Genomic DNA, 26,386 nt, shown 5'->3' on the forward strand with positions numbered 1-26,386 from the left:
GGTGGTGACGTTCGCGCAGGCGCAGGAGCGCGCGGAGCGGTGGGTGAACGGCGAGGTGCCGCCGGAGCTCCAGCGCGAGGTGCGGGTACGGGAGTTCGCGCTGGGCTTCGTGGCCTGGGCGGAGGGCCGCGAGGGCGGTCCGGTCGGCGAGGGCGGCCGCAGCCGGCTGGTGATCGCCCGGGACAGCGGCGAGACGACGCTGTGGCCGGGGCTGCCGGTGGGCGAGGTGATCCGCCGCTACGAGGAGGAGTACGGCGCGCCGGCGGACGGCGGCTGCGGGGCGGCGGAGCCGCCGCAGCGGATCGATCTGGAGGCCACGTCGTTCCTGCTGACGCCGCCGGAGTGGTTGCAGGAGGCGGCGGACGCGATGGGGCTCGGTGCGGGGAAGGGGGGTGCCGGGGCCGGGGCTGGTGCCGGGTCCTCCGGCGGGGGTTCGACTTCGTCCGGTGGGGGCGCGTCCGTTGTGGCGTCCGGGGCCGCTGGTGGGGCGGCTTCTGACGGGGCCGCTGACGGGTCCGCTGAGGAGTCCGGGGGTGCTCCGTCCGCCGTTCCGGCCGGTGCCGCTTCCGGGGGCGGTGCGGTGGACGACACGTCGTGGGCGGCCGCGGACACCACCGCGGGCGGGGGCGACGAGGACCGTTCGGTGGCGCCGCCGCAGACGGTGTTCGCGCCGCCGCTCGCCGGTTCCGACGACGAGGACGCCCCGTCGGCGCCGCGGGTGCGGCCCGATGCCAAGACCGAACTGCTGCGGGGCGGCAGCCAGTTGCCGCGTACCCGGGTCTCGCCCGAGGTGCCGCCGCCGGCCGGCGACGGGGCCGGGCAGCCGGGTGCGGGCGTTCCCGGGGGGCTGCCCCCGATGCCGGCCGCGCCGCCGCCGATGCCGGCCGCGCCGCCCGTTGTGCCGCCGGCTCCGCCTGCGCCGTCCGTGCCGTCCGCGTCTTCCGGGGCGCCGGATGCGATGCCGGGTGCGCTGCGGGACCTGCCGCCGCCGACCGGGGCGCCGATCGCCGATGTGCCGCCGCCGGCGGACGCGCGTCCCGGCGACGGCCCCGCGGCTTCGGGGCCGGCGGCTGGTCCGGCGTCGTCGGGGCCGGGTGCGGCCGGTACGCCGGCCGGCGGTTACGTACCGACGCAGCTGGTGTCCCAACTGGACGCTTCCGGGCTGGACTTGAGCGCGGTGGACGGAACCGGTGCGGGGGCGGCCGGCGGCTCCGGTGATGCCGGTTCAGGTTCCGGTTCGACTTCCGGTTCTGATTCCGCTTCCGGTTCCGGCGCCGGTGGTGCTGAGGGGGCCGGTGCGGCCGGGGCCGGTGGTGGCGCGGGTGGTGCCCGTGGTGGGGTGCACGCCGCCGCGACGATGCTCGCGGACGGTGCGGCGCTGCAGTCGGCCGCGCCCGGGCCGGGCGGAGCGACGGGTGGCCCGGGCGCTTCCGGTGGCCCCGGCGCCTCCGGTGGTCCCGGTGGTCCTGGCGGCCCCGGTGGTGCCGGTCCCGGTATGCCTCCGCCGCCGCCTCCTGGGCCGCTCGGTGCGCCCAAGCCGCTGGGGGCGTCCGGCAAGCCCGGTGCGGCCGCGGGCGGTCATGGTCCCGGCGGGCAGGACGGGCCGCCTCCGCCGCCCGCGCCGCCGGGTCCTGCGGGCACCGGCGCCGGTACGGGTGCCGGTGCCGGGGTGCATGCTGCGGCGACGATGCTCGCGGGAGGTGCCGCGATGTCCGGTGGGCCGGGCGGGCCCGGTGGCCCGGGTGGGCCCGGTGGTCCAGGCATGCCGCCGGCTGCCGGTCCGGGGATGCCGCCCGCCCCGCCGATGGCTCCGCCGGCGCAGGCCGGCCCGCCGCCGGCTCCGGGACCGGTCGCGGGCCCTGCTCAGGCCCCGGGGCCTGGTCCGGCTCCGCACGGTGTGCCGGCTCCGCACGGCGTACCGGCTCCCGGCGTACCGGGGCCTGGGCCTGGTGGCGGTCCGGGTGCCCCCGGTGCGTACGGCTATCCGCCGGCGCCCGGTGGCCAGCCGACCGTCGGTCCCGGCTACATGGCCGTCCTGAGCTACCGCGCGCCGGACGGCAGTGAGCAGAAGATCGTGCGCCGGTCGGCGCCGGGCACGCCGCATCCGGAGTGGCAACTGCTGCACGAGCTGCGGGCGATGAACGTGCCGCCGCAGCAGGTGGTGGAGCTGCACACCGAGCTGGAGTGCTGCGAGCTGCCCGGTGGCTACTGCGCCCGGATGGTCCGGGAGAACTGGCCGCAGGTGCGGATCAGCCACACCGCCGCGTACGGCCGGGACCACGCCTCGCGGCAGCAGGGCGTACGGCATCTGATCGAGCATCAGGGCGAGCTGCACCAGGTCGCCGACGGGCCGGCGCGGCCCGCGCCGGTGCGGGCGCCACTGCCGCATCCGTCGCAGGTGCAGCCGGTGCCTCCGGTGCCGCCGCAGGCGATCGGGCACGAGCTGGAGCAGGCGTTCGGGCCGCAGGGGATCTTCCGTTTCGACCAGCGGGCGGTCTCCCGGCAGGGCGTGCCGGAGGTCGTCGCGCAGACGCTGGTGTGGGCCGGGCTGCCGGTCGACTTCGGGCCGTTCTTCTGGGCGCAGGCGCAGCCGGGGCGTCCGGTGCCGACGCTGGCGGAGCTGGCGGCGGAACGGATGGTTCAGCCGGCGCCGGATGCGGGTTCGTATCTGGTGATGGGCAACGACTTCGGCCGTCAGCTGTGTGTTCAGTACGGGACCGCGAACATCGTGGCGGTCCCGTTGGAGGCGGGGCCGGGCGGGCAGTCCGTCGCGCCGCAGTTCGTGAACACCGGGCTGCCGGAGTTCGTGCGGTGCCTGGCGATGCTGGGGCGGATGTGGCGCCTGCGGTACGGGCTGACGCCCGAGCAGGCCGGTCGCTGGACGGTGGACTTCCAGGCGCAGCTGGTGGCGTTGGATCCGGCGGCGTTGGGGTCGCCGGAGACGTGGTGGGCGGTGCTGCTGGAACAGATGTGGGACGGGCTTTTGTAGTTGTTCGTGGCCGCCCCACGTTTGTTTGTGGCCGTCCCACGTTGTCGGCTTTCGCGCCGTGCCGGCTGGGGTGGCCTCGCCTGCGGCCTGTGGGTGGGGTCGGAGGGGCTGCCCCGGAACCCGTCCTCGGTGCGGGCGCATCTGGTCCGTAGATGAGGAATGCCCCGGCGTTCGCTCCAGATCCTGCGGGCGGGCTCCGGGACATCCCCTCCGACCCGGCCGGTTCGCGGCTTTCCCGCCGTCTCGGTAGCGGGCGGCTGCGTGGGGCGTCGTCCTCGTGGGATTTGTGACGTCCTCGTCAGCGTGCCGTTCGTGTGGCTTTTGTGACGGGCCGTTCCCGGCGGCTGCCCGGCTCGGTGTACGGGGCGGTGAGCCCGTTGGCTGCCGGGGTCGGCAACGTGGGTGTGGGTAAAACCCTCGCGCGGGCGAAGATCCAATTCCGGCTTCTGGTGGCAAATGACGCATCCTTGGGGGAAGGAATGGGCGGAGTGTCGTGATGGAGCCGCTTCGGGCCGATCCAGAAAGATGTGCGCGGGACTGTGCGGAGGTTTACGGGTCCGCGCGACTGCTGTGCGCAGGGAGAGGGGCTTGAGGGATGAGTACTTCGGTTTCGCCTCACGGTTTCGAGACCGTACGGGGGCGCGGCTATCGCCCGGAGGACGTGGACCGGCGCGTCGAGGGGCTCTCGATCGACCGTGACTCCTGTTGGGAGCGGGCCGCCCGGCTGACCGTCCTGTGCAACGAGATGGAGGACGAACTCGCGGAACTGCGCGCCTATGTGGCGCAGTTGCCGGAGCAGACGTACGAGTCCCTCGGCGAGCAGGCCCGGCTGATCCTGACGACGGCGGAGTCGGAGGCGGTGCGGCTGCGGTCCGGGGCCGAGGGGTACGCGGAGCAGGCGCACGACGATGCGGTCGCGTACGCGCAGAAGGTCCAGGGCGCGGCGGACAAGGCGGCGCAGCGGCTGCGGGCGGAGGCGGCGGAGGACGCGCGGCGTACGGGGAAGGCGGCGGCCGAGGAGGCGGCGGGGCTGGTGGCGGCGGCCGTCCAGGAGGCCGAGGAGGTCCGGGCGGAGGCGGCGGAGGAGCTGGCGGAGACCCGGCGCCGGGCCGAGAAGCTGCTGAAGGACCAGGAGACCCGGCACGCCGAGGAGTGGGACTCCCTGAAGCGGGAACTGGCGCGTCTGGGGGCGGAGATGGACCAGCGGGTCGCCCAGCTGGACGCCCATGGGGAGGCGGTGATGGCGGAGCGGCGGCGGCTGACGGCAGAGGTCGAGGAGTCGGCGCGGCACCGGCTGGAGGACGCCGAGGCGCAGGCGGCGGAGCTGCTGGCGCAGGCCCGGGTCGAGGCGGAGCGGATCGAGCGGACCACCGAGCGGGTGGTGCGGGAGCACGACGAGGCGCGGGAGGAGGTCCGGATCCATATGACGCATGTGCGCAACAGTCTGGCGGCGCTGACGGGGAAGGACCCGGCGGAGTTCGCCGGCTCCGGTTCCGCTTCCGGTACGGATTCCGGTTCCGATGGCGGTGGGGAGCGGGAGGTGCAGGGGGATCCGGACAACGAGCAGACGGTGGAGACGGAGCTGCCGCGGGTGGACGGGAGCGGTCCCGGGGGGCGGCGTCAGACCGGGCGGTGAGCGGACGGGGCGGGCTGGTCAGCCGGTGGGGCGGTGGCCGGCCGGCGGCTGGGGGTCCGCACTGCCGGTCGTTCCGCCGGTGTCCGTCTCGGTCGCGGCCGGGTGGGTGTCGGTGTGGACGGGGAAGCGGCGGGGGGCGAGGAGGAGGACGGTGAGGAAGGCGAGGGCGGCGGCGGTGGCGGCGCCCAGGTAGACGTGTTCGACGGTGGTGTCGACGGCGCGGCGCAGGTAGTCGGCGGCGCGGGCGGTGAGGGCGCCGGCGTGCTGGAGGGCGCGGGAGACGGCGTCGAGGTCGTGCGGCAGGCCGGTGCGGAGGGCGTCGGGGGCGTGGGTGAGGCGGTCGCCCAGGGTGGCGTTGGCGACGGCGCCGAAGAGGGCCGCGCCGAGGGACTGGCCGACCTGGCGGCAGAAGAGGATCGAGGCGGTGGCGGTGCCGCGTTCGGCGTAGCCGACGGAGGACTGGACGCCGATGATCAGGGGGAGCTGGAAGAGGCCGAGTGCGGCGCCGAGGGCGAGCATGAGCAGGGCGGGCTGCCAGGCGGCGCCGGGGTAGGGGAGCAGGGGGAAGGCGAGCAGGACGAGGGTGGCGGCGCCGATGCCGAGGAGGGCGCAGTTGCGGATGCCGACGCGGTTGTAGACGCGGCTGCTGAGGGCGGCGGATATCGGCCAGCTCAGCGTCATGACGGAGAGGACGAAGCCGGCGGCGATCGGGCCGAGGCCGAGGACGGCCTGGGCGTAGGTGGGCAGGAAGACGGTCGGGGCGACCATCAGCAGGCCCAGGGCGCCCAGGGCGAGGTTGACGGCGGAGATGGTGCGGCGGCGCCAGACCCAGCCGGGGATGATCGGCTCGGCGGCGCGGCGTTCGATCAGGACGGTGGCCGCGGTGGCCAGGGCGCTGCCGGCGAGCAGGAGCAGGGACGGGGCGGAGAGCCAGGGCCAGGCGGTGCCGCCCTGGACGAGGGCGGTGAGCAGCAGGCCGCCGGCGGCGAAGACGGCGAGGGCGCCGGGCCAGTCGACGCGGGCGCGGCGGCCGGTGGTGGCCGGCCGTTCGCGGTGGGTTTCGTGGAAGTGACGGAGGATCAGCCAGAGGGCCAGGGCGCCGATGGGCAGGTTGATCAGGAAGATCCAGCGCCAGTCGGCGTAACTGGTGAGCAGGCCGCCCAGTGCGGGGCCGGCGACCGCGGAGGCGGCCCAGACGCTGGAGAGCCTGGACTGGATCCTGGGGCGTTCCTTCATCGGGTAGAGGTCGGCGGCGATGGTCTGGACGGTGCCCTGGAGGGCGCCGCCGCCCAGGCCCTGGAGGACGCGGAAGGCGATCAGGGAGGCCATGTTCCAGGCGCCGGCGCAGGCCAGGGAGCCGAGGAGGAAGAGGGCGATGCCGGTGAGCAGGATCGGCTTGCGGCCGTAGGTGTCGGAGAGCTTGCCGTAGACGGGGAGGGTGACGGTGACGGCGAGGAGGTAGCCGGAGAAGAGCCAGGAGAAGACGGCGAAGCCGCCGAGGTCGCCGACGATGCGGGGGACGGCGGTGGCGATGATCGTCGCGTCGAGGGCGGCCAGTGCCATGCCGAGCATGAGGGCGGCGACGACGGGGCCGCGCCGGGCGGCGGTGGCGTCGGGCGGCTGGTTCGCGGTGCCGTTCCGGTCGGCTCTGTGGCTGTGCTGCGTGGTGCGGCTCACCGGGCCCCCTCCTGCGGTGCTGCGCTGCGGCCGACCCCAGGGCGCTGCTGACGGGTATACGTGTAGTCGGCACGGTTCCGTTCCCACCCTTGCACGGGCGGTGGCCGGGCGGAATGGGGTTTCTCGCGGTGTGGGACGGCGGTGGCGCGGCCGCCGGGCGGTCGGTTGTCGGTGGTCCGGCGTAAGGTGGGCAGCCCTGGTCCGTGTGCGCCGTCGGCGCTGCCGAGGGGGTGTCGGACCGGTCGCGTTGTTCGCCTCGCTGGGACGGAACCTTTTCATGAGCCTGAGTGGTCTGCTCGACGCCGTCGTACGGGACCCGGCCCTTGCCGAAGCGGTCAAGGCCGCGTCCGACGGACACCGGCCGCATGTCGATCTGGTCGGGCCGCCGGCCGCCCGCCCGTTCGCGGTGGCGGCGCTGGCGCGGCGGACCGGCCGCCCGGTGCTGGCGGTGACGGCCACCGGCCGGGAGGCCGAGGATCTGGCCGCCGCGCTGCGTTCGCTGATGCCGGCCGGCGAGGAGAACTCCGTCGTGGAGTTCCCGTCCTGGGAGACGCTGCCGCACGAGCGCCTCTCGCCGCGGTCGGACACCGTCGGCCGGCGCCTGGCGGTGCTGCGCCGGCTGGCCCACCCGAGCGCGGACGATCCGGCGGCGGGCCCGGTGTCGGTCGTCGTCGCACCGATCCGCTCGGTGCTCCAGCCACAGGTCAAGGGGCTGGGCGAGCTGGTGCCGGTGAGTCTGCGGACGGGCCAGTCGGCCGATCTGGAGGAGGTCGTCGACGGCCTTTCGGCGGCCGCCTACGCCCGCGTCGAACTGGTCGAGAAACGCGGCGAGTTCGCGGTCCGCGGCGGCATCCTGGACGTCTTCCCGCCCACGGAGGAGCACCCGCTGCGGGTGGAGTTCTGGGGCGACGACGTCGAGGAGATCCGGTACTTCAAGGTCGCCGACCAGCGTTCCCTGGAGGTGGCCGAGCACGGGCTGTGGGCGCCGCCCTGCCGTGAGCTGCTGCTGACCGACGAGGTGCGGGCGCGGGCCGCGGAGCTGGCCGAGCAGCACCCGGAGCTGGGCGAGCTGCTGGGGAAGATCGCCGAGGGGATCGCCGTCGAGGGCATGGAGTCGCTGGCCCCGGTGCTGGTCGACGACATGGAGCTGCTGCTGGACGTGCTGCCCGAGGGCAGCATGGCGGTGGTGTGCGACCCGGAGCGGGTGCGGACCCGGGCGGCGGACCTGGTGGCGACGAGCCAGGAGTTCCTCCAGGCGTCCTGGGCGGCCAGCGCCGGTGGCGGCGCGGCGCCGATCGATGTGGGCGCGGCGTCCCTGTGGGGCATCGCGGACGTCCGCGACCGGGCCCGCGAGCTGGGCATGATGTGGTGGTCGGTGTCGCCGTTCGCCGCGGGCGAGGAGGACGAGGGCGACGGGGACACCCTCAAGCTGGGGATGCACGCCCCGGAGTCGTACCGCGGGGACACCCAGCGGGCGCTGGCCGACACCAAGGGGTGGCTGGCCGAGGGCTGGCGCACGGTGTTCGTCACCGAGGGCCACGGCCCGGCGGCGCGCACCGTCGAGGTGCTGGGCGGCGAGGGCATCGCCGCCCGCCTGGAGGCCGACCTCGGCGCGATCGAGCCGTCCGTCGTCCACGTGGCCTGTGGCTCGATCGACAACGGCTTCGTCGACCCGGGCCTGAAGATCGCGGTGCTGACGGAGACGGACCTTTCGGGGCAGAAGGCCGCGGGCAAGGACGCGGCCCGGATGCCGGCCCGCCGCCGCAAGCAGATCGACCCGCTCACCCTCCAGGCCGGCGACTTCATCGTTCACGAACAGCACGGTGTGGGCCGCTACATCGAGATGGTGCAGCGCACGGTCCAGGGCGCCACCCGCGAGTATCTGCTGGTGGAGTACGCGCCGGCCAAGCGCGGCCAGCCCGGCGACCGGCTCTACATCCCCACCGACCAGCTGGAGCAGGTCACCAAGTACGTGGGCGGCGAGGCGCCGACGCTGCACCGGCTCGGCGGCGCGGACTGGACGAAGACCAAGGCGCGCGCCAAGAAGGCGGTCAAGGAGATCGCCGCCGACCTGATCAAGCTGTACTCCGCCCGGATGGCGGCGCCCGGCCACTGCTTCGGCCCGGACACCCCCTGGCAGCGCGAACTGGAGGACGCCTTCCCGTACGCGGAGACGCCCGACCAGCTCACCACCATCGCCGAGGTGAAGGAGGACATGGAGAAGTCCGTCCCCATGGACCGCCTGATCTGCGGTGACGTCGGCTACGGCAAGACCGAGATCGCGGTCCGCGCGGCGTTCAAGGCCGTCCAGGACGGCAAGCAGGTGGCGGTGCTGGTGCCGACGACCCTGCTCGTGCAGCAGCACTTCGGGACGTTCAGCGAGCGCTACTCCCAATTCCCGGTCAAGGTGCGGGCGTTGAGCCGCTTCCAGACGGACACCGAGGCGAAGGCGGTCCTGGAGGGCCTGCGGGAGGGCTCGGTGGACATCGTCATCGGCACCCACCGCCTCTTCTCCTCGGAGACGAAATTCAAGGACCTCGGCCTGGTCATCGTCGACGAGGAGCAGCGCTTCGGCGTCGAGCACAAGGAGCAGCTGAAGAAGCTCCGCGCCAACGTCGACGTGCTGACGATGTCCGCGACCCCGATCCCCCGCACCCTCGAAATGGCGGTCACCGGCATCCGTGAGATGTCGACGATCACCACCCCGCCCGAGGAACGGCACCCGGTCCTGACCTTCGTCGGCCCCTACGAGCAGAAGCAGATCGGCGCCGCCATCCGCCGCGAACTGCTCCGCGAGGGCCAGGTCTTCTACATCCACAACCGCGTCGAGTCCATCGACCGTGCCGCGGCCCGGCTGCGCGAGATCGTCCCCGAGGCCCGTATCCAGACCGCCCACGGCCAGATGGGCGAGTCCCAACTGGAGCAGGTCGTCGTCGACTTCTGGGAGAAGAAGTTCGACGTGCTGGTCTCCACCACGATCGTCGAGTCGGGCATCGACATCTCCAACGCCAACACCCTGATCGTCGAGCGCGGCGACAACTTCGGCCTCTCGCAGCTGCACCAGCTGCGCGGCCGGGTCGGCCGGGGCCGCGAGCGCGGCTACGCGTACTTCCTCTACCCGCCCGAGAAGCCGCTGACCGAGACCGCCCACGAGCGCCTCGCCACCATCGCCCAGCACACCGAGATGGGTGCGGGCATGTACGTCGCGATGAAGGACCTGGAGATCCGGGGCGCCGGAAACCTCCTCGGCGGCGAGCAGTCCGGCCACATCGCGGGTGTCGGCTTCGACCTGTACGTCCGGATGGTCGGCGAGGCGGTCGCGGACTACCGGGCCTCCTTGGAGGGCGGGGTGGAGGAGGAGCCGCCGCTGGAGGTCAAGATCGAGCTCCCGGTGGACGCGCACGTTCCGCACGACTACGCGCCGGGCGAGCAGCTGCGTCTCCAGGCGTATCGGGCCATTGCCTCCGCGGCCAGCGAAGCCGATGTCACCGCCGTCCGTGAGGAGCTCACGGACCGCTACGGCAAGCTGCCCGAGCCGGTGGAGAACCTCCTCCTGGTCGCCGGTCTGCGGATGCTCGCCCGCTCCTGCGGTGTCTCCGACATCACCCTCCAGGGCTCCAACATCCGCTTCGGCCCGGTGGAGTTGCGGGAGTCCCAGGAACTCCGCCTCAAGCGGCTGCACCCGCGGACGGTCCTCAAGCCGGCCACCCGCCAGATCCTGGTCCCGCGCCCGACGACCGGCCGCATCGGCGGCAAGCCGTTGGTTGGGCGCGAGTTGCTCGCGTGGGTGGGTGAGTTCCTCACGACGATTCTGTCCTGACCGTGAGCACCCCTGACCTCCCCTTTCCCACAAGGGGCGGGGATCGTCGCCGTCCGGCGGGAGGGTGTGGGGCCGGAGGGGTGGGTGTTCGGACGTAAAGCGAAGCAGTCCGAACACCCACCCCGGAGGCCCCACACCCGGCACCCACCACACACAGAGGCGGCCCCGCCCCAACAACCCTTCCGCCGAAGGCGGCGGCGTCAACCCACCACGTGGGCGGCAATCCGCGCCGCGCAGGCCCCCGCATCCAGCCGCCCCGTATCGACCGTCAGGTCGTACCGGACGCCGCGATGCACCCGCTCGGCCTGGGCCGCGGCCATGCCGGGTACGCGGTCGCCGCGGGCCCGTTCGCGGGCGGCGGCGACCTCCGGGGCACAGTGGACGCCGACCCAGAGGACATTGAGGCCGTCGAGGGCGGCCTGCCACCGTTGCTGGCCGGCGGCGCCGCCGAGGAAGACGTCGTCGATGATGACACCCGTGCCGGTCCGGGCGATCGCGGCGACGCCCTGGCGCCAGGCGGCTTCCAGGCGGTGGAAGACGGGGCCGACGGTGACCGCGCCGTCGGGGGCCACGTTCAGGCCGTCCGGCGCGGAGGTCAGGGCCGGCGGCAGGGTCTCGACGAAGGCGTCCACGCCGAAGGTGAGCCAGGGGCGGGGGAGGACGTCCTGGAGGGCGCGGGCGAGGGAGGTGACACCGGCGCTGGAACCGCCGTTGAGGACGAGGGCATGGGTGGTCATCGTGCCACCGTAGGGCGGCCGGCGGCCGCGGGCCTGGGAATTTTCCGGGCCGTCCCGGCCCGGTTAGTGGGCCGAGGTCCGCTGGAGGACGACAAGATCCGCGGCCGTGCCGAGCACGACGTACGAGGCCCGCGGATGCCGGGCCTCCGCGTCGGCCAGGGTTTGCTGCGGGGTGCGGTCGTCGTGGAGTTGCGCCGCGACATAGGCGGGCGCCAGGCCACCCGTGTCGCCGGTCCAGTAGACGCGGGTGCGGCCGGTGAGGCGGCTGAGGGGGCGGATGTCGGACTCGACGGTCGCGCCGTCGGGTATGCGGTCCAGCAGCCGTTCGGCGGCGGGGACTTCGGGGGGCGTGCGGTAGGTGTCGGCCTCGGTCAGCCGTGCCAGCGGCAGTGTGGTGGTGAGGGCGAGCGCGGCGGCCAGGACGGCGGCGGGCAGGTGGTGGGCGTAGGAGCGCAACCAGGGGCGGGTGGAGGCCAGCGCACGCGGCATCGCGTCGACCAGGGCGAGGAAGACGACGGGCATCAGGACGGCGCTGTAGTGCCAGTCGGTGCCCCAGTAGTGGGGTTCGTGGGAGAGGAAGCGCCAGCCGAGGGTGGGCACGGCCACGAGGAGCAGCGGGGAGCGCAGGGCGAGCAGGCCGGTGGTGGGCAGCAGCGTCCACAGCAGGGTGCGCAGGGCGACGTCGACGGGTATGGCGGGGGAGGAGGTGCCGTGGCCGCCGAGTTTGCTCCAGTAGTCGTAGGAGCCGGAGCCGTTGAAGGCGGGGATGACCAGGCTGAGGGTGACGGCGGTGGTGGTGATGCCGAGGGCGACGAGGGCGAGCGGCAGGGGGCCGGGGCGGCGGGTGCGGAGCAGGGAGAGCGCGCCGATGGCGGCGGCGGTGACGCCGAGGTCCTCCTTGACCAGGAGGAGCGGGGCGGCCCAGCAGGCCGCGGTGTTCCAGCGGCCGCGCAGTGCGGCTTCGAGGGCGAAGGCGATCAGCGGGACCGCGAAGGCTATTTCGTGGAAGTCGAAGTCGACGGCGCGTTGTATGCCCCAGGACAGGCCGTAGGCGAGGCCGAGGGCCAGCCCGCGCCGGCGGCCGAGGTGGCGGGCGGCGGCGCGGGTGACGGGTATCGCGGACAGCGCGAACAGCGCGGCCTGCGTGGTGAGCAGGGTCAGCGGGGAGGGGAACAGCCGGTAGAAGGGGGCGAGCAGCACCAGGATGGGGCTGAAGTGGTCGCCGAGGATGTTGGTGCCGGGTCCCTTGAGGTCGACGACCGGTGCCCGGAGGTGGGCGTAGCCGCGGATCGCCTGCTCGAAGATGCCCAGGTCCCAGGAGATGGTGGACATCGTGCGGTAGCGCCAGTACGAGAGCACGGCGAACGCGACGAAGAAGAACCCGGCGGTCCAGTACGGGTCGAGGCGCGGGGCGCGCAGTGCGGCGCGGAGTGCGGCGGGCCGGGACGGCGCCGGGGCGGTGGTGCCGGGCGCGGCCGACGGGCCGGCGGCGGTGCCGGGGCGGGGCCCGGTGCGGCCGTCCGCCGCCGTTGCTGCGGCCGTGTCCATGGGCGTCCTCACTCTCGATTTCCGAAAAGATATCCGAACGAGGGTGCGGGTCGGTCCGGTGTTCCGCCGGCGGGCCCGTCTCCTTGTGCACCTGTCCCGCAACGCTGTTGCCACGCTTTTCGGATTGGACGCCCCACGTGAGAAGGATCGCCATCTCCGCCCGCCGCCCGGCCCCGCCTGCCGTCGGTGCCGCCGCCCTGGCAGTGCTGCTGGCCGTCGCCGGCTGTTCCGGCCCCGGCAACCGGGGCGGCGGTCGTTCGGACGCCGGGCCGGGCGCGTCCGTTCCCGGGGACGGCGGCGGGCGGGCGGGGGCGCCGGGCAGTGCCCGCAGCGCGCTGGACTCGCTGGCCGTCAAGCGGCCGGGGACGAAGGACGGTTACGCCCGGGACCGCTTCGGCTCGGCCTGGGCGGACACCGACGGCAACGGCTGCGGCACCCGTGACGACATCCTCAAGCGGGATCTGCGCGGGACCGCGTTCCGGGACGCGAAGAAGTGCGTGGTGGTGTCCGGGACCCTGCCGAAGGACCCGTACACCGGGCAGTCGCTGCGCTATCAGCGGGGCCGCAGCACCGTCGACATCGACCACGTGGTGGCGCTGTCGGACGCCTGGCAGACGGGCGCGCGGCAGTGGCCGGCCCGCAAGCGGGTGGCGCTGGCGAACGACCCGCTGAACCTGATCGCGGTGGAGGCGTCGGCCAACCGCAGCAAGAGCGACGGGGACGCGGCGGACTGGCTGCCCTCGTACGCCGGTTACCGCTGTACGTATGTCGCGCGGCAGGTGGCGGTGAAGCGGAAGTACGGGCTGTGGGTGACCCGGGCCGAGAAGGCGGCGATGGCGAAGGTGCTCGACTCCTGCCCGCGGCAGGCGCTGCCGGGCGGGGGGACGCCGACGGAGGCGCCGGCGCGGTTCACGGCCAAGTAGCGGTTCACGGCGAAGTAGGAGAAGTAGGGGTAGGAGGAGCGGTCGCGCGCCCGGTGGGGACGGCCCCGGGCCCGGGCCGCGGTGGTCGCGGTCCGGGCCCGGGGCCGTTGTGCCGGAGGGGTGTCGGGGCGGCGGCCGGCAGGGGCGCCGCGCGGGGTCAGCGGGTCGGCAGCTTCCAGAAGACGCCCTGCATGTCGATGTCCGGGGCGACCTCGACGTCGAGTTCCTTGGCGCTGGACGGGGCGTCGAAGGCGACGTCCACGGTGGCGGTGGCGCCCGGGGCGATGGAGCCGTCGAAGCCGATGCCGATCTTGCCGTCGATGATCTGCTCCGCCTTGCGGCCGTCGGTGCCGGTCTTGGCCTTGATCTGGGTCAGGGCCGGGTTGAAGGCGGCCTTGCCCTTGTTCTTGATCTGGACGGTGACCTTGTATGCCTTGTTGCCCGCGGTGTGGCCGGAGGCGATGTCGCCGACGGCGTACGGGGCGAGCTTGGCGACGCTCACCTCCAGGCCCTTGTCCGGGTAGGTCGCCACGGCGCCCGGACCGTAGTTCTTGTTGCCCTTGCTGCCGTCCTTGGGCTGTGCCTGGGAGCCGTTGACCTGCTTGTTGATCTCGTCGACGGCCTTGTTGACGGCGAGCACGGTGACGATGATCCCGACGATCGCCAGGATCATCGCGAGGCCCCCGAGGACGGTGCCGGTCACCGCCACGCCCTTATTGGTGGCCTGCCCCTTCTTGACCCGGCTCAGCCCCACGAAGCCGAAGATCAGCGCCAGCAGACCGAGCGGGCCGGCCAGCCAGAACAGGACCATCGGGATGCCGCTGAGCGTGCCGATGATGCCGAGGATCAGGGCGGTGATGCCGAGGCCGTTGCGGGCCGCCTGGTGGTGACCGGGGGTCGGCATGCCGGGCGCCCCCTCCGGGACGGGCTGGTACTGCATCTGCTGGGACATGCGAAGGGGCCCCTTCCGGGCGCTGGAGTCGTTCCGTTGAATCGGTGGGTGAAGCGGTGGGTCAATAAGAGCAGAGGCTGTGAACCGAGTCAACACGAGTTCACGAAACACCTAGGTTCACGTCGTGAAGTGGTTCGTTCGTAGTGCATGGGTATGCTCGTCGACACAGAGGTCACATGACGGTCACGGGGTCATCAGACGGTCACGGGGTCATCAGGACGGGAGCCACACAGGTGCCGGAGAAGGCGACGGACGACAGCGCGGGCCGCGGCGCTACGGGGGCGCGCGCGGCCGTCGGGCGACGGGCGGACGCCCGCCCGACCGAGGTGACCGCCGCCGGCATCGCCCGGCTCGCCGGCGTCGGCCGGGCCGCGGTCAGCAACTGGCGGCGCCGCCACGCCGACTTCCCCAAACCCGTCGGCGGCACCGAGACCAGCCCCGCCTTCGCCCTCCGCGACGTCGAACAATGGCTCCGCGACCAGGGCAAACTCGCCGAGGTCCCGGCCCGTGAACGGGTCTGGCAGCAGCTCGTCGGCCACCCCGCCGGCGCCGCCGCCGCGCTCCGCCAGGCCGGCGCCGTCCTGCTGCTCGTCCAGGAACGCCCCGCCGCCTGGCGCCGGCTCCGCGCCGCCGCCGACGACGCCGAACTGACCGGCGTGCTCCCCGCCATGCTGGAATCCGTCCTCACCGGCCGGCTCGGCCCCGAGCACCCGGTGCGCGGCCTGACCCGCGCGGCCCTCGCCCACTCCGCCGCCCTGGTCCGCGCCACCGGCGACCTCGCCACCGCCGACGGCGCCGCCGAGGCGTACGGCTTCCTGCTCGGCCGCCACCTGGACGCCAACCCCCGCCAGTACACCCCCACCCCGCCGGGCCCGGCCGCCCTGATGGCCGAACTCGTCGCCACGGCGGGCCCGTTGACCACCGTCCTGGACCCGGCCTGCGGCGCCGGCGCACTCCTCGCCGCCACCCACGAAACCGCCGGCCAGGCCCCCGCCACGGCCCCCGCCCTCCACGGCCAGGACCTCGACCCCGACCTCGCCGCCCTCACGGCACTGCGGCTCGCCCTTCAGGCCCCCGGTGCCGACATCCGCGTCCGGGCCGCCGACACCCTGCGCGCCGACGCCTTCCCGCAGCTCGCCGCCGACGCCGTCCTCGCCCACCCGCCGTTCAACGAACGCAACTGGGGCCACGACGAACTCGCCTACGACCCCCGCTGGGAGTACGGCTTCCCGGCCCGCACCGAATCCGAACTGGCCTGGGTCCAGCACGCGCTGGCCCGGCTGCGGCCCGGCGGCACCGCCGTCCTCCTCATGCCGCCCGCCGCCGCCTCCCGCCGCTCCGGCCGCCGGATCCGCGCCGACCTGCTCCGCCGCGGCGCCCTGCGCGCGGTCATCGCGCTCCCCGCCGGCGCCGCCCCGCCCAACAACATCCCGCTGCACCTGTGGGTGCTGCGCAAGCCCGGCGGCCCGGCCCGCCCGTCGCCCGACCACCACCCCTCACCGTCGCCGCTGCGCGGCGGCACCGCCCCACTCGTCCCCCAGCTCCTCGTCGTCGACACCGCCGCCCCCGCCGGACCGGGCCGCGACAAGCTCGACTGGCAGACCGTACGGGCCACCGCCCTGGACGCCTGGCGGGACTTCGACCGCGACGGCGGGATCGAGGAGGTGCCCGGCGTCCGCCGCTCGCTGGCCGCCATCGACCTCCTCGGCGACGACGTCGACCTCGCCCCCGCCCGGCACCTGCCGCCGCTCGCCGCGGCCGGCGGCCCCGCCGAACTCGCCCGCGTCCACGACCGCCTCACCGCGACCCTCGCCCGCACCACCGAACTCACCCCGCTCCCCGGCCCCGACACCACCGCCCCCGACACCACCGCCCCCGGAGCGGCCGCCGCCCGCTGGCCGCAGACCACCGTCGGCGAACTCGCCCGCTCCGGCGCCCTCGTCCTGCGCGCCGGCGGCGCCGGCACCGCCGGTCCCGATCCGGCCCCCGCCGTCCTCACCGACCACGACGTCCTCGGCGGCCTCGCCCCCTCCGGCACGCTCCCCGAAACGCCCGCCGGCACGCCCCCCGAGGAGCCCGTCCTCGTCCAGGAGGGCGACGTGGTCGTCCCGGTCCTCGGCGGCGGCGCCACCGCCCGGGTCGTCGACGAGGCCACCGCCGGCGCCGCCCTCGGCCGCAACCTCACCCTGCTGCGCCCCGACGCCGCCGCCCTCGACCCCTGGTTCCTGGCCGGCTTCCTGCGCGGCACCGCCAACAACCGCCAGGCCAGCAGCTACGCCTCCACCGCCACCCGGCTCGACGTCCGCCGCCTCCAGCTGCCCCGCCTCCCGCTCGCCGAACAGCGCCGCTACGGCCGCCGGTTCGCCGACCTCGCCGCCTTCGAAAGCGCCCTGCGGCTGGCCTCCCGGCTCGGCGAGCAGCTCGTCCAAGGACTCCACGACGGCCTGACGGACGGATCGGTCGATCCGGGCTGAGCGGAGGCCGGCAGCCGGCGGCCCGCGGGTTCGCCCGCCGTGTGGGCGCGGGACCAGCGCCTTCACATTTGCCCGCATTCCGCACAACCCCCGGCGCGCGTCAGGAGTCGTATATACGCTCGCAGGCACGTGTGCGCACCGGCGGACCCGGGCCGGCGCACCAGGCTGCCGTGATGACAACGGCCCCGGCCTCCGTCACGAACGATCCGTCAGGAGCAGTAATGCACGGCCCAGTCCCGGCCCCTTCGCCGCACCACCCCCGGGCGCGCGGGACGGTCCTCGCCCTGCGGGTGCTCTTCGTGGCCGCCACCGTGCTCAGCCTGGGCTTCCTGGCCTGGGCCGCGATGCTGCGGGCCGCGCTCGTGCAGCGCCGGCCGCTGGGCTGGTGGCTCTTCGCCGGCCAGGTCACCCTGTTCATCGGCACCTGCGTACTGATCGTCAGCTTCCCGGAGACGGACTGGCGCACCAACCTCGGCGTCGGTCTCCTGCTCCTCCAGATCGCCGGCGTCGTGGCGTACTACCTCGCCGTCGACCTCCGCGCGGAGCGGACGCCCGCCCACGCGGCGCCGCCCACCTCGCCGCACTACCCCGCCGCGCCCTTCTCCCCTCTCTATGCCCCGCCGCCCTACCCGGTGCCCCCGGGCGCGGCCCCCGGCAACCCGTACGCCACGACGGCCGGCGCCGCACAGCCCCCACAGCCCGCGCCCCCCGCCCCGTATGCGCCCGAGCACCGCCCGCCCCCGCCCCCGCCGCAGCGCATCGACCAGGTGCGCGCCGAACTCGACGAACTCAGCGACTACCTCCGCAAGGAGCAGGGACGTTGAACGGACGGGTCATCGCCGACCGTTACGAACTCTCCGTGCTGCTCGGCCAGGGCGGCATGGGCCAGGTCTGGATCGGCTACGACCGCCGGCTGGACCGCCGGGTCGGCGTCAAACTGCTCCGCCCCGACCGGGTCGCCGGCACCCCCGACGGCGAGGAGATGCGCCGCCGCTTCGTCCGCGAGTGCCGCGTCACCGCGCAGGTCGACCACCCCGGACTCGTCACCGTCCACGACGCCGGCAGCGACGACGAGGACCTCTACCTCGTCATGCAGTACGTCGAAGGCGCCGACCTCTCCGACCACCTCGCCGAGCACGACCCCTACCCCTGGCCGTGGGCGGTCTCCGTCGCCGCCCAGCTGTGCGCCGTGCTGGCCGCGGTGCACGCGGTGCCGATCGTCCACCGGGACCTCAAGCCCCGCAACGTCATGATCCGGCCGGACGGCTCCCTCATCGTCCTGGACCTGGGCATCGCCTCCGCCCTCGACACCGACACCACCCGCCTCACGCACACCGGCTCGCCCATCGGCAGCCCCGCCTACATGGCGCCCGAACAGGCCATGGGCGGCGCCGTCGGCCCGTACACCGACCTCTACGCCCTCGGGGTGCTCCTGCACGAACTCCTCAGCGGCCAGGTCCCGTTCGCCGGCTCCACCGCCCTCGGCGTCCTCCACCGGCACCTCCACGAGGAGCCGGTCCCGGTCCGCCGGCTCCGCCCCGACGTCCCCGAGGCCCTCGAAGCGCTCGTCCTGCACCTGCTCCGCAAGGACCCGCGGGCCCGCCCCGCCGACGCCCAGGAGGTCTACGCGGCCCTCGCCCCCCTCCTGCCCACCTCCTCTGCGGGCCCGCACCCCCCGCTGGCCCCCATGGACCCCACCCGCCCCTTTCGCCGGCCGCACGCCCCCTGGCCGGCCCGTTCCGCCGGCTCCCCGGTGCCCGCGCCCACCCCGACGGTGCTGGCAACTCCGCGCGTCCCCGAGCAGGCGGCCGCCCGGGCCGTCCAGGACCCCCGCGCCTCCCTCGCCGGCAACGCCTCCTGGGCCTCCGCGCCGTCCGCGCCCCGCCCCCCGGCCCCGCCCGAGCCGGGCGCCGCCCCCGCCGCCCCGCGGACGTCCTCCTCATCGGGATCCGGCCCGGACGTCGCCGCCGCCGTCGACGAGGTCAAACTCCTCCTCGACCAGGGCCGCATCACCCGCGCCGTGGACATCCTCGGCGGCATCCTCCCGGCCGCCGCCGAACGCCACGGCCCCCACTCCCCGGTCGTCCGCACCCTCCGCAAGCAGTACGCGGCGACCCTCATGGACGACGGCCAGTACCGCCGCGCCCTGCCCGAACTCCGCATCCTGGCCGAGCAGTACGCCAAGGAGTCCGGCGCCGGCGCCACCCGCCAGGCCCTCCAGTTCCACTACGACGCCGCCCAGTGCCTGGAACAGCTCGGCGAGGTCGCCCAGGCCCTGGAGGAGTACCGCGCCCTCCTCCCGTACTTCGAGCACTACGCCGACGACCCCGTCCGCCCCCTCGAAATCCGCCGCTCCATCGGCCACCTGCTGCTGGCCCAGGGCGAACACGGCGCCGCCAAGGAGACCCTCGCCCGCCTCCTCCACGACGCCGAGCGCCTGCACGGCCCGCACCACGCCTTCCCCACGGAGATCCGCCGGACCCTGTACTGGCTGGCGCAGATGCAGGGTTGACGGGGGCGCGGGGTTGGCGGGCGCGCAGGGTTGGCGGGTGCGCAGCGCGGTGGTGCGCCACACGGGCGGGCCGGGCGCCCACCGCCGGAACCGACCCCCGCACGGCTCGTTGCCCGAAGCAGTGGCCCGCGCCACGCCGACTCCCTAGCATCGATCACCGAAGGTCGTACCTAGGTCATTGGTCATCACTCCGTCGCACGCTCTGCATCCAACTGCATCCCGCCGGGAGGCCAAGTGTTCCGCCGAAGGACCGCGCTCTCCGTTTCCGCCGCCGCCGCGCTGCTGGCCGCGACCCCGCTGCTCACCGCCTGCGGCACCGACGCCCACCCCGGCGCCGCCGCCATCGTGGACGGCAAGCGGATCACCGTCGCCGAGCTCCAGGGCCGGGTCAAGGACATCCGCGCCGCCCAGGCCGCGTCCCCACAGGGCAAGGAGATGATCACGAACACCGGCCGGCTCGGCCCCTCCACCCTCAACGGCATGATCTTCGACGAGGTGCTGGCCCGCGCCGCCCGCGACGCCGGGGTCACGGTCACCCGCGCCGAGCTCCAGAACGCCCGGGCGGAGGCGGAGGAACGAGCCGGCGGCGCCGCCCGGCTGAAGGCGATGTGGCTCCAGCAGGGCACCGCCCCCGACCAGATCGACCAGGTGGTCCGCAACCAGCTCCTCATCGACGGCCTCGCCAAGCACCTGCACGCCGACCGCGCCCGCCCCGACGGCCAGCGCGCCCTCGTCGAGGCACTGGCCAGGACCTCCCGCGCCATGGGCGTCGACGTCAACCCCCGCTACGGCACCTGGGACGACCAGCAGGTGATCCTCGGCGAGACCAGGACGCCGTGGCTGGTGCCGGCGGCGCCGCCGCGGCAGGAGGCGTAGCCGCGCGGGCCTCGCCGGGACCGGGCCGGGCCGGCCCCGGCGACGTCCGCGCGGAGCACTGCAACTGTCACCGTCACTGTCACTGTCAGTGCCGTGCGTTACGTTCGTTTACGTGAACGCTGACGCCGCTGACGCCACCCCTGCCGCCGGTCCGGGCGCCGCCCCCCGCCCCGAGGGCACCGGCCGCCTGATCCTGCTCACGACCAGCCACCGGGTCGCCCCCGGCCTGCTCTCCTGGCCCGCCTGGCAGGCCCTGCGCGCCGCCGACCGCGTCCTGTGCGCCGACGCCGACCACCCCCAGCTGCCCTACCTCCGCGAGGCCGGCATCACGGTCGAGACCGCCGCCCCCACCGCCCGCGAACTCGTCGACTACTGCGTGCCGGATGCCCGCACCGCCGTCGTCCTCACCTCCGCCGAGGGCGAGAGCACCCTCACCGACGGCCTGGCCCGGCTCGCCGGCTCGGGCCGCGAGACCATGCCCGACCTGGAACTGCTGCCCGGCTCCTACGACCTCCCCGGCGCCCGGCTGCTCGACCTCGTCCAGGTCATGGACCAGATCCGCGCCGAGTGCCCGTGGAGCAGCATCCGCACCCACCGTGACCTCGCCAAGTACGGCATCGAGGAGGCGTACGAGCTGGTCGAGGCCATCGAGGAGGGCGACCGCGCAGCCCTCCGCGAGGAGCTGGGCGACGTCCTCCTCCAGGTCGTCTTCCACTCCCGCATCGCCCAGGACGACCCCGACGCCCCGTTCTCGATCGACGACGTGGCCGGCACCCTCGTCGAGAAGCTGCTCCACCGCCACCCCCACGTCTTCGGCGACGAGCCCGCCGAGACCCCCGAGGACGTCAAGACCCACTGGCTCCGCACCAAGGCCGAGGAAAAGCAACGCGAGTCGATCACGGACGGCATCCCCCTTGCCCAGCCCGCCCTCGCCCTCACCGCCAAACTCGCCTCCCGTGTCCGCACGGCGGGCCTGGACGTGCCCCTGCCGTCGGGTGCCGGGATCGGCTACGAACTGTTGGCCCTGGCCATCCGCGCGGAGTCCGAGGGCGTCGACCCGGAGGCGGCCCTGCGCGCCGCGGCCCGCGCCTATCGGGATGCGGTGGTGGCGGCCGAGGGGAGCGGCACTTAGTACCGTTGGGGGAGTGGGAGTTGAGGGGGAGGGGCCTGGGTGGACGAGGAGTTGGTGGAGCGGGCGGCCGCGCTGTTCGCGGACCCCGCCGGCGGGCCGAGTGCGCGGACGGCAGCCGCCCGGCTGGGGCTGGTGGGAAGCCCGCCCGAAGAACCGTCGCAGGCCCGTGGCTGGTGGCTTGCCGTCCTACGCAGCCGGCTGGGGCTCGAACCTTCGGCCGCCGCTGAACTCCGCTCCCTTGTAGACGAGTTGCTCGCGCCCGCGCCCGCTCCCGTTTCCGCATCCGCCGAGCCGCACGCCCTCGCCGGGCGCCCCGCCACCGTCCGCAACATCGTCTCCGGCGGCACCACCCACGGCCCCGTGATCCAGGCGGACGCCATCAGCGGCCTCACCATCACGCATTCCGGCTTCGCCGGCACCCTCCCCGATCCGGAGAGCTGGCCCACGGCAGCGGACCTGGACCCGATCGCCTTCGGCGTACGGCCCACCCACCGTGTTCATGGGCATGCACCCCTTCCTCGCTATGTCCTCCGCGACCGTGATCACGAACTCGACACGGCGCTGGGACAGGCGCGCGCCGGCGGCGGCCTGGTGCTGCTCCTCGGCGAGCCGTTCACCGGAAAGTCGCGCACGGCACTGGAGGCGATGGCCAGAGGCCCGGCCGGCCGCAGGGTGTTCGCGCCACCCCGCGGCACGGATCTGCGCGGCCTGCCCGCCCTGCTGCATGGCCGCCCGGAGCGTTACCTCATCTGGCTCGACGACCTCGACGAACACCTTGGCGAGGGCGGACTGGAGCCGCGTCTGCTCGCCCAGTTGGCGGCCCTCCAAGTCGTCGTGGTCGCCACCATGCGGGAGGACGCCTACGACGCCTGCCGCGCCCAGCCCGGCGGCCGGGTCCTCGACTTGGCCCACATCGTCGAACTGGCCCGGGAGTGGAGCCCGGCGGAGCGGGAGCGGTTGGCGGGGGAGGCCGCACGCACCGGAGATCCGCGCCTGATAGGTGCCGTCGCGTCCAGCGGCCCGGAGGGCGTCCCCGCCTACCTCGCCCTGGGCCCCCTCCTCTGGGACGAGTGGCGGCGCGCCCGCCGCACCGATCGCCACCCGCGCGGCCACGCCCTGGTCCGCGCCGCCTGGGATCTCGCCCGCTGCGGCCTCACCGGCCCGCTCCCCATGGACCTGCTCCTCAAGGTCCACGAGGGATACGCGGACGTGACCGACATGGAGCGGGAGTCGGCCGAGGACGCCCGCGCCTGGGCGACCCAGCGGCGGTACGGGCTGCTGCGGCTGCTGGACCGCGTGACGGGGGACACCTGGCGGGCCGCACCGATCCTCGTCGAGGCGGCGGCCTGGCACGAGGAACTGCCGGACGTCCCCGGCCCGGTGTGGGGCTGCGCCCTGGAGGTGGCCCGCACGGACGAGGCGTACGAGTACGCGCAGGTCGCGGCGAAGGCGCGGGTCGCCTTCCAGCGCGCCGCCGACGCCGGAGACACCTCCGCCCTCCACAACCTCGGCCTGCTCGCCGAGTCGCTGGGCGAGGGTGACGAAGCCGAGCGCTGGTTCCGCCGGGCGGCCGAGGCCGGGGAGCCGCAGTCGGCGGGCCGGCTCGGCCGGATACTCGCCGAGCGAGGCGAGGGGAAGGCCGCCGAGCCGTTCCTGGAGACCGCGGCGGAAGCGGGCGATGCCGAGGCGGCCGTGTTGCTGGGGAAGCTGCTGCGGGCCCGGGCCGAGCACTGGTTCACGGCGGGGGCGAAGTCCGGGAATCCGGAGGCGGCACATCTGCTCGGCGACCTGCGGCTCGGCGGGGGTGACGTCCACGGTGCCTTCGACAGCTACCTGGAGGCTGCCGCCGCCCGCTACGAGCCTGTGGCGCGGGGCATGGGCGTCATCCACCTGCTGTGGCACGAAGGCAAGGTCGCCGACGCCTGGATGCGCCGAGCGTCGGCGTCAGGCGATGCGTGCGCCGCCGAGTTCCTCAACCCCCTCAGCGTCGACACACTGGAACGCGCCGTGAACTTCTTCCAGGACGAGGCCGAGCGGGGCGGCCTCGACGCGGCCAACCTCGGCACGCTCCTCGAACAGCACGGCCGCCCCGTCGCAGCGCGCACCTGGTACCTCAAGGGCTACGAACTGGGCGACGCCTACGGCGCGTTCCGCCTCGCCGAGCTGTCGAAGAAGTCCGGCGACGAGGCCGAGGCCACCGCCTGGTACCGCAAGGCCGCGGCCCTGGGCCACCCCGGAGCCAAGCGCGCCCTCGGGGAGGCCCAGTAGCCGGAGCCCCCGCCCCTCAGGCGGGATGCGTCCCATCGGCCTCAAGGCGTGCCGGAGCGGGCAGCCGGGCGCCCCGGCTCACCGCCACCCGGCGGACGTCGGTGAGAGAGGCGGTCAAGTCGGCCGCGAGCAGGTGGATTTCGCCGGGTGTCCAGGTCCGCTCGCGCAGGACGTGGTGGGCTTCCTCGATGAGATCGGCGGCCGAGTCGATCTGTGCCGCCTCGATCTGGTCGGCCATACGGGAGATGTACCCGGTCCCGTCGCTCGCGAGGAGGTAGCAGGGCTTCCCTTCCGAACTGGTCCATGGCAGAAGCCGCCCGCCGTCCATGGGCAGTCGATTAGGCTCGGTCATGTCGTCAACCTCCGTGGGGTTGGTGGCCACGCCCTCGGGCCGGTGCACGCCGGTCGCGAGGGTCTTGCGGTTCTTTACGCTGTGTGGCCGTTCCCTCACAGAGTCGGGTCTGTTCTGGCTACGCTGCCAGTAGGTCGAGCCCGACAATGCCGTGGTCAAGTAGGGGAGTTCCGCCATGGAGAGGTATCGCAAGTCACGGACGCCCAGGCAGAAGTATGGGGAGGAGCTGAGGATCCGGCGCCTCTCGGCCAAAATGACGCAGGAGGCGCTGAGTGAGCGCGTCGTGTGCTCGCCGACGTTGATCAGCCATTTCGAGGCGGGCAGGCGGCTTCCGAACCCGGATGACGCGCAGCGGATCGACCAGGCGCTGGGGACGGACGGGTTCTTCGTCCGGTGGCTGGAGGATCTGGAGTCGAAGTACACCGACCATTTCGCGGCCGTGGCCGAGTTGGAGCAACGCGCCACACTGATCCAGAACTTCGCGCTGACGCTGGTCCCCGGCGTGCTCCAGACCGACGACTACGCAGGCGCCCTGTTCCGCGCCTACTGGCCGAACTACACGGCCGAGGAGCTTGACGAATTCGTCGTCATCCGAACGAAACGCCGCCGCATCCTCGACGGGCCGATGCAGCCCGTCGCCTGGACGCTGCTTGACGAGGCCGTTCTCCGGCGCCCCGTCGGCGGCCCACAGGTCATGGCCGAGCAGTTGCAGAGGATCGCGGACATGGCCGAGGCCGGGCGGCTGTGCCTCCACGTACTGCCGTACAACGTGGGGGCACACGCGCTCCAACAGAGTCTGCTCACACTCATGAATTTCGAGGACTCGGCCCCGGTGGCCTACGTCGAGGGCTTCATGACCGGCAACTTGATGGATGATCCGGCGCTGGTGAGTGCCTGCCAGACGGCCTACGCTCTGGCTCTGGGCGACGCGTTGTCGCAGCAGAAGTCACTGGCCCTCGTCAGGGCGGCAGCAGAGGAATACGCGCATGGTCAGCAGTAAGGGCATCGTCGCCAACTCGTCCACCGTCACCGGGTGGTACAAGTCCAGCCACAGCGGAGGCGATCAGGGCGAATGTCTCGAAGTCGCCCGCGGCCACGCCAACATTCCCGTCCGCGACAGCAAGCGCCCCACCGGCCCCGCGCTGATCTTCCCTTCCGCAAGCTGGTCGGCGTTCGTAACGGCCATCAGGCGCGGGGAGTTCTCCGCCTGAACCAATCCGCTGCCCATACCGCCACCGCGGCCCCCGCCATGCCCGCCCCCAGCGTGCAGACGCCCTCCCAGCCGCCCGCGCCCCAGACCGCCGATGTCAGGGCGGAGCCCACCGCGCCGCCGGTGAAGTAGCTCGTCATGTAGGCCGAGTTGAGGCGGTTGCGGGCCTCCGGGCGGACGCCGTAGATCAGGTTCTGGTTGCTGACGTGCACGCCCTGGACGGCGAGGTCCAGCACGATCACGCCGGCCAGGAGGGCCGCCAGGGACCAGCCGTCGCCGGAGCCGCCGGCCGCGAGCAGGCCCCAGGACGCCAGCAGCAGGGCCGCGCAGACACCGGTGACGCGGTGCGCCAAGCCCCGGTCAGCCAGTCGGCCGGCCGTCGAGGCGGCGAGCGAACCGGCCGCGCCGACCAGCCCCAGCAGACCGATCGTGGACTCCTGCCAGCCGTAGGCGGGGCCCGACAGCAGGAAGGCCGCCGCGGTCCACAGGACGCTGAAGCCGGCGAACGTCAGGGCGCCGAGCGCCGCCCGCCAACGCAGCACCGGTTCCTGCCCGAACAGGGCCAGCGTCGAGCGGAGCAGGGCCGGGTAGCGCAGTCCGGCGGTGGTGTGGAGGGCGGGCAGCCGGAGTCGCAGGAGTACCGCCATCGCCAGCATCAGGACGGCGTTGACCCAGTACACCGTGCGCCAGCCGCCGAGTTCGGCCAGCAGGCCGGCGGCTGTGCGGGCGAGCAGGATGCCCAGCAGCAGGCCGGTCATGACGGTGCCGACGGTCCGGCCGCGTTCGGCGGGTGCGGACAGCGTCGCCGCGAACGGCATGACGACCTGGGCGGCGACGGACGTGAGGCCGGTCAGGGCGGTGCCGACGAGCAGCAGCGTGCCGTTCGGGGCGCTCGCGGTCACGGTGAGGAAGGCGGCGGTGAGCGCACACAGGGTGACCGCCAACCGGCGGCGTTCGAGCAGGTCGCCGAGGGGGACGAGGAGGAGCAGGCCGAGGCCGTAGCCGGTCTGGGCGACGGTGACGACCAGTGCGGCGGTGCCGGTGGAGAGGTGGAGGTCGTGGCCTATGACGTCCAGGAGGGGTTGGGCGAAGTAGTTGCCGGCGACCGCGAGGCCGGTGGCGACGGACATCAGGAGCAGGGTGCCGCGGCCCAGACGCGACGGCGGCGCCTCCGTGGCGGCTGGTGCGGCGGTTCTCATGTCCTGTGCGGGGGTTCTCATGGGGTCAAGGGTCCGGCCGGGACCATCCATCGGTCCAACACATAGTTTTCATTACATCGA

General features: G+C 73.9%; 18 protein-coding genes. 12 read left to right on the forward strand and 6 right to left on the reverse strand.

The genetic code is table 11. The features are described from left to right. The first annotated feature begins 1 nt into the window (after position 1). Together ACRAS8_RS21330 and ACRAS8_RS21335 are read left to right on the forward strand one after the other, a co-directional pair. The gene (locus ACRAS8_RS21330) at positions 2-2,989 is read left to right on the forward strand and encodes an SUKH-4 family immunity protein (protein WP_438487590.1); all 2,988 of its coding nucleotides are present in this window, start codon (positions 2-4) and stop codon (positions 2,987-2,989) included. Between the two features lie 595 nt (positions 2,990-3,584). Next, positions 3,585-4,625, forward strand: coding sequence for a cellulose-binding protein (locus ACRAS8_RS21335; protein WP_438487591.1), 1,041 nt, complete (start codon positions 3,585-3,587; stop codon positions 4,623-4,625). 18 nt (positions 4,626-4,643) lie between these two features. Here ACRAS8_RS21335 and ACRAS8_RS21340 read toward each other — a convergent pair whose 3' ends face one another. Continuing rightward, positions 4,644-6,302 carry an MFS transporter gene (locus ACRAS8_RS21340; RefSeq protein WP_438487592.1) on the reverse strand — a complete coding sequence of 553 codons (1,659 nt, stop codon included), beginning with the start codon at positions 6,300-6,302 and terminating at the stop codon, positions 4,644-4,646. Between the two features lie 277 nt (positions 6,303-6,579). Between ACRAS8_RS21340 and mfd the strand changes: the two genes are divergently transcribed. Next, entirely contained in the window at positions 6,580-10,122 is a 3,543-nt protein-coding gene (gene mfd / locus ACRAS8_RS21345; RefSeq protein ID WP_438487593.1) for a transcription-repair coupling factor, read from the forward strand. Positions 10,123-10,322: 200 nt separating this feature from the next. Here mfd and cpt read toward each other — a convergent pair whose 3' ends face one another. Together cpt and ACRAS8_RS21355 are read right to left on the reverse strand one after the other, a co-directional pair. Continuing rightward, on the reverse strand, positions 10,323-10,859 hold the full coding sequence (cpt, locus tag ACRAS8_RS21350) for a chloramphenicol phosphotransferase CPT (protein ID WP_438487594.1): 537 nt from the start codon (positions 10,857-10,859) through the stop codon (positions 10,323-10,325). Positions 10,860-10,922: 63 nt separating this feature from the next. Continuing rightward, positions 10,923-12,407: a DUF2079 domain-containing protein gene (locus ACRAS8_RS21355; protein WP_438487595.1), complete on the reverse strand. Its 1,485-nt coding sequence runs from the start codon at positions 12,405-12,407 to the stop codon at positions 10,923-10,925. A gap of 137 nt (positions 12,408-12,544) precedes the next feature. Between ACRAS8_RS21355 and ACRAS8_RS21360 the strand changes: the two genes are divergently transcribed. Continuing rightward, on the forward strand, positions 12,545-13,330 hold the full coding sequence (locus ACRAS8_RS21360; RefSeq protein ID WP_438487596.1) for an HNH endonuclease family protein: 786 nt from the start codon (positions 12,545-12,547) through the stop codon (positions 13,328-13,330). 157 nt (positions 13,331-13,487) lie between these two features. On the opposite strand, the gene ACRAS8_RS21365 is transcribed toward ACRAS8_RS21360, so the two are convergent. Continuing rightward, the gene (locus ACRAS8_RS21365) at positions 13,488-14,282 is read right to left on the reverse strand and encodes a DUF4190 domain-containing protein (protein ID WP_438487597.1); all 795 of its coding nucleotides are present in this window, start codon (positions 14,280-14,282) and stop codon (positions 13,488-13,490) included. 233 nt (positions 14,283-14,515) lie between these two features. Here ACRAS8_RS21365 and ACRAS8_RS21370 point away from each other — a divergent pair, with 233 nt between their 5' ends. From ACRAS8_RS21370 to ACRAS8_RS21395, 6 genes are all read left to right on the forward strand, one after another. Then, positions 14,516-16,756, forward strand: coding sequence for an N-6 DNA methylase (locus ACRAS8_RS21370; RefSeq protein WP_438487598.1), 2,241 nt, complete (start codon positions 14,516-14,518; stop codon positions 16,754-16,756). 221 nt (positions 16,757-16,977) lie between these two features. Beyond that, the gene (locus ACRAS8_RS21375) at positions 16,978-17,580 is read left to right on the forward strand and encodes a hypothetical protein (protein ID WP_438487599.1); all 603 of its coding nucleotides are present in this window, start codon (positions 16,978-16,980) and stop codon (positions 17,578-17,580) included. Then, complete coding sequence (locus tag ACRAS8_RS21380) at positions 17,577-19,268, forward strand: protein kinase domain-containing protein (RefSeq protein ID WP_438487600.1); 1,692 nt, start codon at positions 17,577-17,579, stop codon at positions 19,266-19,268. The genes ACRAS8_RS21375 and ACRAS8_RS21380 overlap by 4 nt, the downstream gene beginning before the upstream one ends. Positions 19,269-19,502: 234 nt before the next feature. Beyond that, complete coding sequence (locus ACRAS8_RS21385; protein ID WP_438487601.1) at positions 19,503-20,144, forward strand: SurA N-terminal domain-containing protein; 642 nt, start codon at positions 19,503-19,505, stop codon at positions 20,142-20,144. Positions 20,145-20,256: 112 nt separating this feature from the next. Then, the gene (locus ACRAS8_RS21390; protein ID WP_438487602.1) at positions 20,257-21,276 is read left to right on the forward strand and encodes a nucleoside triphosphate pyrophosphohydrolase; all 1,020 of its coding nucleotides are present in this window, start codon (positions 20,257-20,259) and stop codon (positions 21,274-21,276) included. A 39-nt stretch (positions 21,277-21,315) separates the two neighbouring features. After that, the gene (locus ACRAS8_RS21395; RefSeq protein WP_438487603.1) at positions 21,316-23,544 is read left to right on the forward strand and encodes a tetratricopeptide repeat protein; all 2,229 of its coding nucleotides are present in this window, start codon (positions 21,316-21,318) and stop codon (positions 23,542-23,544) included. A 16-nt stretch (positions 23,545-23,560) separates the two neighbouring features. Here the strand turns inward: ACRAS8_RS21395 and ACRAS8_RS21400 are convergent, their stop codons facing one another. Then, positions 23,561-23,896: a hypothetical protein gene (locus ACRAS8_RS21400; protein ID WP_438487604.1), complete on the reverse strand. Its 336-nt coding sequence runs from the start codon at positions 23,894-23,896 to the stop codon at positions 23,561-23,563. Positions 23,897-24,071: 175 nt separating this feature from the next. On the opposite strand from ACRAS8_RS21400, the gene ACRAS8_RS21405 reads away from it, so the two are divergent. Both ACRAS8_RS21405 and ACRAS8_RS21410 read left to right on the forward strand, forming a co-directional pair. Next, a complete protein-coding gene (locus ACRAS8_RS21405; RefSeq protein ID WP_438487605.1) occupies positions 24,072-24,896 on the forward strand; it encodes a helix-turn-helix domain-containing protein in 825 nt (274 codons plus the stop codon). Then, positions 24,883-25,107 carry a DUF397 domain-containing protein gene (locus ACRAS8_RS21410; protein ID WP_438487606.1) on the forward strand — a complete coding sequence of 75 codons (225 nt, stop codon included), beginning with the start codon at positions 24,883-24,885 and terminating at the stop codon, positions 25,105-25,107. Before ACRAS8_RS21405 ends, ACRAS8_RS21410 begins: the two co-directional genes overlap by 14 nt. Here the strand turns inward: ACRAS8_RS21410 and ACRAS8_RS21415 are convergent. Next, entirely contained in the window at positions 25,082-26,326 is a 1,245-nt protein-coding gene (locus ACRAS8_RS21415) for an MFS transporter (protein WP_438487607.1), read from the reverse strand. The genes ACRAS8_RS21410 and ACRAS8_RS21415 overlap by 26 nt on opposite strands. Positions 26,327-26,386 lie beyond the last annotated feature (60 nt).

It is taken from the genome of Streptomyces sp. S186, assembly GCF_051603415.1.
Lineage (GTDB): Bacteria > Actinomycetota > Actinomycetes > Streptomycetales > Streptomycetaceae > Streptomyces.